Origin of the sequence: Amycolatopsis jejuensis (assembly GCF_000717335.1) — a bacterium.
Classification (GTDB): domain Bacteria; phylum Actinomycetota; class Actinomycetes; order Mycobacteriales; family Pseudonocardiaceae; genus Amycolatopsis; species Amycolatopsis jejuensis.
Window position 1 is genome coordinate 22,123 of sequence record NZ_JNYZ01000057.1, and the last position, 6,154, is coordinate 28,276.

The 6,154-nt window shown below is 70.7% G+C and carries 6 protein-coding genes; 2 read left to right on the forward strand and 4 right to left on the reverse strand.

The genetic code is table 11. The features are described 5' to 3' along the window. Positions 1–33: 33 nt before the first annotated feature. On the reverse strand, positions 34–717 hold the full coding sequence (gene rpe, locus OO71_RS44470; RefSeq protein WP_033296159.1) for a ribulose-phosphate 3-epimerase: 684 nt from the start codon (positions 715–717) through the stop codon (positions 34–36). Between the two features lie 168 nt (positions 718–885). Between rpe and phoA the strand changes: the two genes are divergently transcribed. Continuing rightward, positions 886–2,283, forward strand: coding sequence for an alkaline phosphatase (phoA, locus tag OO71_RS44475; RefSeq protein ID WP_033296153.1), 1,398 nt, complete (start codon positions 886–888; stop codon positions 2,281–2,283). A gap of 54 nt (positions 2,284–2,337) precedes the next feature. Here the strand turns inward: phoA and OO71_RS44480 are convergent, their stop codons facing one another. Genes OO71_RS44480 through fmt form a run of 3 tightly spaced genes read right to left on the reverse strand, consistent with a single transcriptional unit; the run spans position 2,338 to position 5,188 of the window. Continuing rightward, positions 2,338–2,844 (reverse strand): flavoprotein, encoded by a 507-nt coding sequence (locus OO71_RS44480; RefSeq protein WP_033296154.1) that lies wholly within the window; start codon positions 2,842–2,844, stop codon positions 2,338–2,340. Beyond that, a complete protein-coding gene (locus tag OO71_RS44485; protein ID WP_084145753.1) occupies positions 2,841–4,265 on the reverse strand; it encodes an RsmB/NOP family class I SAM-dependent RNA methyltransferase in 1,425 nt (474 codons plus the stop codon). The genes OO71_RS44480 and OO71_RS44485 overlap by 4 nt, the downstream gene beginning before the upstream one ends. Next, a complete protein-coding gene (gene fmt / locus OO71_RS44490; RefSeq protein WP_033296155.1) occupies positions 4,262–5,188 on the reverse strand; it encodes a methionyl-tRNA formyltransferase in 927 nt (308 codons plus the stop codon). Before fmt ends, OO71_RS44485 begins: the two co-directional genes overlap by 4 nt. 108 nt (positions 5,189–5,296) lie before the next feature. Between fmt and OO71_RS44495 the strand changes: the two genes are divergently transcribed. Continuing rightward, positions 5,297–5,746, forward strand: coding sequence for a GatB/YqeY domain-containing protein (locus OO71_RS44495; RefSeq protein WP_033296156.1), 450 nt, complete (start codon positions 5,297–5,299; stop codon positions 5,744–5,746). Positions 5,747–6,154 lie beyond the last annotated feature (408 nt).

A 6,154-nucleotide genomic window follows, 5' to 3' on the forward strand; every position in this document is an offset into this window, starting at 1 on the left:
CCCTCCATCCAACACCCGCGCGCGTCCGGCGGCTCAGCCGACGCGGAGGCGGGCGGCCTGCTCGCGCAACGCGGCGACGGCACGGCCCGGGTCCTCGGCGCCGTACACCGCCGAACCGGCCACGAAGCAGTCGACCCCGGCCTCGGCGGCCTGCTCGATGGTGTCGGCGTTGATCCCGCCGTCGATCTCGACGACCAGCTTGAGGTGCCCGGTGTCGACCAGCCGCCGCGCGGTGCGGACCTTCTCCAGCACGTCGGCGATGAACGACTGCCCGCCGAAGCCCGGTTCGACCGACATGACCAGCAGCGTGTCGTAGTGCTTGAGGGTGTCCAGATGCGGTTCGAGCGGTGTGCCCGGCTTGATCGAGAGCCCGGCCTTCGCCCCTGCCGCACGCAGGTTCTTCGCCAGCTTGACCGGGTCGTGCGCGGCTTCCGCGTGCACCGTGACGTTGTACGCGCCCGCCTCGGCGTACCCGATCGCCCAGCGGTCCGGGTCGTCGATCATCAGGTGGCAGTCGAGCGGCAGGTCGGTGGACTTCAGCAGCGACTGGACCACCGGAAGGCCGAGCGTGAGGTTGGGGACGAAGTGCGCGTCCATGACGTCCACGTGCACCCAGTCGGCCCTGGTGTCGCCGGGGCGCGCCACCGCCGCGATCTCCTCGCCGAGCCGGGCGAAGTCGGCGGACAGGATGCTGGGGGCGATGAGAGGGACGGCCACGTCCCGAGTGTAGGAGGGCGCGGTTCCCTCCCGTTCACCGGCCGTGACCGCATCGGAGTTCGCCATCCGGACACACCGCGATCATCCGGACGACGGCCCGGCAACACATGCGGCCGACCTAATGGGACGCATCCGGAAGTTCCGGACCCGAAGTCCCCGAGGAGAAGCATGAGAACGGTCTTGACCGGCCGCCGCAAGTGGGTGACCGCGGGCGTGCTGGGCGCCGCGCTGGTCGCCGCCGCCCCCGTCGCGTTCGCCGCGTCGCCGGAAAGCGACGATTCCGCAGCCCGGGCCGCGGCCGCTTCCGGCGACCGCACGCAGGAGGTCCGCCAGGCGATCCAGGGTGGCGCCGCCCGCAACGTGATCCTGTTCATCGGCGACGGCATGGGCCAGTCCGAGATCACGTCCGCGCGCAACTACGAGCGCGGCGCGGCCGGGCGGCTCGCCATGGACGAGCTGCCGCTGACCGGCGACTACACGACGTACGCGGTCGAGAAGGGCAACCCGGCGAAGCCGGACTACGTCACCGACTCGGCGGCGTCCGGCACCGGCTGGGCGACCGGCACGAAGACGTACAACGGCGCGATTTCCGTGGACGCGTACGGCAATCCCGTACCGACCTTGCTGGAGCTGGCCAAGCGCGGTGGCCTGCGCACCGGTGACGTGACCACGTCCGAGGTCCAGGACGCGACCCCGGCCGTGCTCGGCGCGCACGTGGTCGACCGCGACTGCAAGGGCCCGGACGAGACCACCAAGAAGTGCGCGCAGAACGCCAAGGAGAACGGCGGCGCGGGCTCGATTTCCGAACAGCTCGTGCAGACCCGGCCGGACGTGCTGCTCGGCGGCGGGGCGAAGTACTTCGACCAGAAGGCGACGGCGGGCCAGTTCAAGGGCAAGCCGGTGCTGGACCAGGCGAAAGCCGCCGGGTACGACGTGGTGACGACCTCGGACGACCTCGCGAAAGCACGTCCGGGCAAGCCGCTGCTCGGCCTGTTCGCGCCGGGCAACCTGCCGGTGAACTGGGTCGGGCCGAAGGCCGTTCAGGGCGGTACCGCGCCGTCGCGCTGCACGCCGAACCCCGCGCTGCCCAAGACGCAGCCGAAGCTCGCCGAGCAGACGCGCAAGGCGCTCCAGCTCCTCGACGACCGCCGTGGCAAGGGCTTCTTCCTGCAGGTGGAAGGCGCGTCGATCGACAAGCAGGACCACGCGGCCGACCCGTGCGGCCAGATCGGCGAGACGATCGACTTCGACGCGGCTGTCGCGGCTGGTCTCGCGTATGCGCGGAGCCACGCGGACACGCTGGTCGTGGTGACGGCGGACCACGGGCACACGAGCCAGATCGTGTCGAATGACGCGAAGTCGCCCGGGCAGACGGCCACGTTGGTCACCAACGAGGGCGCGAACATGACCCTCAACTACGGCACGGCGCTGCCCGGGTCGTCGATGGAGCACACCGGGACCCAGGTGCGGATCGCGGCTTACGGACCGCAGGCGGCGAACGTCGTCGGGCTGACCAACCAGACCGACCTCTTCGGCACTGTGAAACGGGCCTTGCGCCTGCGCTGAGTTCCCCGTCCGTGAAGGGAACCATCACGGAATCTGATTCCGTGATGGTTCCCTTCACGGACTTCCCGGTAGCAGATCCAGGGCACCGGACCAGGGGCGGCGCGGGTCGAGGCGGTACAGGCGGACGCCTGCCTCGGTCAAGGTGTCCAGGTGCCGCTGCCAAGCCGGATGATGGACCCGGGTGTCCTGGATCTGGTACGCGACCACGATGGTGATGCCGGGCGAGCCCAGTACATCGCCGAGGAGCGTGAGGGCCTGGTTGTCGGCGATGCCCAGGGCGAGTTTGGCGATCGAGTTCGCCGAGGCCGGAGCGAAGAGGAAGGTCTGCGGATCGGGGTGCGGCCGGGGTTCGCCCGGCAGCCGGGAGATGCTGCGGATCGGGAGGTCGGTGGTGTCCGCCAGTGCGGGGAAACCACCGGCCTCATCCAGCCAGCGGGCCGCGGTGGGGGTCAGGGTGATGGCCAGCCGCCAGCCTCGCGCGGCTGCGGGTTTTGCCAGCTCGGCGGTGAACCGGGTGTCCAGTCCACCGCACGAGCTGGCGACCAAACCCAGGTCCGTCACGATTTGCGCAGGACGGCGCAGAACATCGCGTCGGTGCCGTGCCGGTGTGGCCACAGCTGCACGTACGGGCCGTCGCCGAGGTGCGGTACGTCCGGGAAGAACGCGCGCGCGTCGATGATCTCGGACTTCGTACGGCGGGCGATTTCCCCTACCACACCTTCGGTTTCGGCCAGGTGCGGCGAGCAGACGACGTACGTGAGCACACCGCCCGGGCGCAGCAGGTCCAGTGCGGCCGTGATCAGCTCGCCTTGCAGGCGCGTGAGATCGGCGACGTCCGACGGCTTGCGTCGCCACCGTGCCTCCGGGCGCCGCCGCAATGCGCCCAGGCCACTGCACGGGGCGTCGACGAGGATGCGGTCGTACCCGGGTTCCAGGCCGGACTCGCGACCGTCGGCGACGTGCACAGTGACCGGCAGGCCTCCGGTGGCGTTCTCCACCAAACGAGCCCGGTGCGGAGCCTTCTCGACCGCATCGACGTGCGCGCCGCTGATCTTCGCCAGCGCGCCGAGCAGCGCAGCCTTGCCGCCAGGGCCCGCGCACAGGTCGAGCCAGCGTTCGTCGGACCCGTCGAGCGGCGCTTTCGTGGCCGCGATGGCGCACAGCTGGCTGCCCTCGTCCTGCACCGCGGCGAGGTGCTCGCGTACCGGCTCGGCGTCGGCCGGATCGCCTGCGCCGGCAGGCAGATGGACGCCATACGGCGAGTACGGCGCGACGTCGCCGCCGGTGATCGCGGCCAGCTCGTCAGCGCTGATCTCGCCGGGCCGGGCGACCAGGTGTACCTCGGGCCGCGCGTCGTCCGCTTCGAGGGCCGCCTTCAGCTCGGCGCCCTTGTCCCCCAACGCTTCCGCGAAGGACCGCGCGACCCAGCGCGGGTGTGCGGTGCGCAGCGCGTACGCGCCGATCGGGTCGGTGGCCTCGTCCGGGGCCAGCTCGTCGAGCCACTCCGCTTCGTCCTTTGTGGACACCGTACGCAGGATCGCGTTGGTGAATCCCGTTGCCCACGAACCGGCTTCCGCGCGTACGAGGTCCACAGTGGACCCAACGGCGGCGTGCTCCGGGATTCGCGTGCGCAGCAGCTGGTACGCGCCGAGCCGCAGCGCGTCGAGCACCACCGGGTCGGTCTTCTCGATCGGACGGTCGACACACGCGGCGATGACCGCGTCGAGCAGGCCCTGCGCACGGGCGGTGCCGTAGGTGAGCTCGGTGGCCAATGCCGCGTCGCGACCGCTCACGCGCCGTTCGCGCAGCAGCTGCGGGAGGACGAGGTTCGCGTACGCGTCCTTCTCACGCACCGCGCGCAGCACGTCGAAGGCGACCTGACGGGCCGGGTCGACGTCCGGCGGACGCCGCGGGCCCTGTTTGCGCGGGGCCGGGCGGCCCCGTTGCGGCCGCGACGGCCTCCGCTGTCCACGCTCGTTCACCGCAGGCGCTCCCCTTCTTCGATCCTCGTACCGCGCGCCCAGTCGGTGGCCGCCATCCGTTTCTTGCCCGCTGCCTGGACCTCGCCCAGCCGCACCGGTTTCGTCGCCGTACCCACGAGCACGCGCTTGCGCTCCACCACCAGCTCCCCCGGCGGCGGCCCCGGCTCGTCGACGACAGTGACCAGGCCCAGCTTGAACCGCTCGCCGCGGAACTCCGCCCACGCGCCGGGGTCGGGCGTGACCGAGCGAATCAGCCGGTCGACCGCGACAGCCGGGTCGCCGAACGACACGCGCGCGTCCTCGACGGTGACCTTCGGCGCGTAGGTCATGCCCTCGCCGGACTGCTCGACCGCGCGCAGAGTGCCGTCCTCGATGCCGTCGACGGTGGAGCGCAGCAGGTCAGCGCCGGATTCGGCGAGCCGCCCGAGCAGCACACCCGCGGTGTCGGCGGGTCCGATCTTCTCGGTGACCACGCCGAACACCGGACCGGCGTCGAGCTCCTTCACGATCCGGAAGGTGGACGCACCGGTGATCTCGTCGCCCGCCCGGATCGCGGCCTGCACCGGCGCCGCGCCGCGCCAAGCGGGCAGCAGCGAGAAGTGCAGGTTCACCCAGCCGTGCGCCGGGATGTCGAGCGCGGACTGCGGCAGCAGCGCACCGTACGCGACCACCGGGCAGACGTCCGGCGCGAGCTCACGCAGCCGGTCCAGGAACGCCGGGTCACCGGCCCGCGCGGGGGTGAGCACCTCGATCCCGTGCTCGTCGGCAAGCGCCCCGACCGGCGACCGCAGCACCTTGCGCCCGCGTCCGGCCTGGGCATCCGGCCGCGTGACGACCGCGACGACCTCGTGCCGCGTCGAATCCAGGAACGCCCGCAACGAGGCGACGGCAGGCTCCGGGGTACCGGCGAAAACGAGCCGCATCACCGCACCTCCGGCAGGGAAAAGGGGAAATCGTGCTGGTCGGACATCGGGAGCGAGTCTAGAAGACCGCCACGAGCGCCGCCGCCGCGCGGGTGCCAGGATCGACCCATGACGCTGAAGGCGACCTTGCACGACGACCTGACCACCGCGATCAAGTCGCGCGACCAGCTGCGCTCGGCAACGCTGCGGCTGACCCTGTCGGCAATCGGCTACGAGGAAACCGCAGGCGACACCGCCCGCGAACTCTCCGACGACGAGGTACTCAAGATCATCACCCGAGAGGTGAAAAAACGCCGCGACGCCGCCGAGGCCTTCGAGAAGGCAGGCCGGGCAGAGTCGGCGGAAAAGGAGCGAGCCGAAGCCGAGGTACTGACCGGGTACCTACCGGCACAACTGTCGGACGACGAACTGCGCACGCTGGTAACGGAGGCGGTGGCCGAGACGGGCGCCTCCGGCATGGCCGGAATGGGCGCAGTGATGAAGGCGGTACAGCCGAAGATCGCCGGACGCGCAGACGGATCCCGCGTCGCCGCAGAAGTAAAACGCCAACTCGCCTGACCCCGCGCTCCCCCGCCCGCCCGCATTCCGTGAAGGCCACCTTCACGGAATCAGATTCCCTCATGGTTCCCTTCACAGCCTTCCCCCCGCCACCCAGGCCGCACGCGCGAACCCCACGAGACCCGGGCAGCCAGCCCCCGCCCTGCACCCCGATACGAAGCCTCCACACGGTCTGGGGGTGCTTGTCAAGGCATCGTTCCCGCCTTGACAAGCACCCCCAGACCGTAGTCACAATCCCGGCTTCGGGGTGCCCTCAAAGTCGCTTCGGGGTGCCCTCAAAGCCGCTTCGGGGTGCCCCCCAAGCCGCTTAGAGTTCCTAACAGAAGGTTTTGATGTGGCGGTAGCAGATCACGCATGTCGCCAGACCGAGGAACGCTTCGTGGATGTCATCGCGGCGTTCCCATCGGA

Bases quoted from the DNA above. Each gene is read 5' to 3' on its own strand.
- phoA (WP_033296153.1), top strand. From the start codon at position 886: ATGAGAACGGTCTTGACCGGCCGCCGCAAGTGGGTGACCGCGGGCGTG.
- fmt (WP_033296155.1), bottom strand. From the start codon at position 5,188: ATGCGGCTCGTTTTCGCCGGTACCCCGGAGCCTGCCGTCGCCTCGTTG.
- OO71_RS44495 (WP_033296156.1), top strand. From the start codon at position 5,297: ATGACGCTGAAGGCGACCTTGCACGACGACCTGACCACCGCGATCAAG.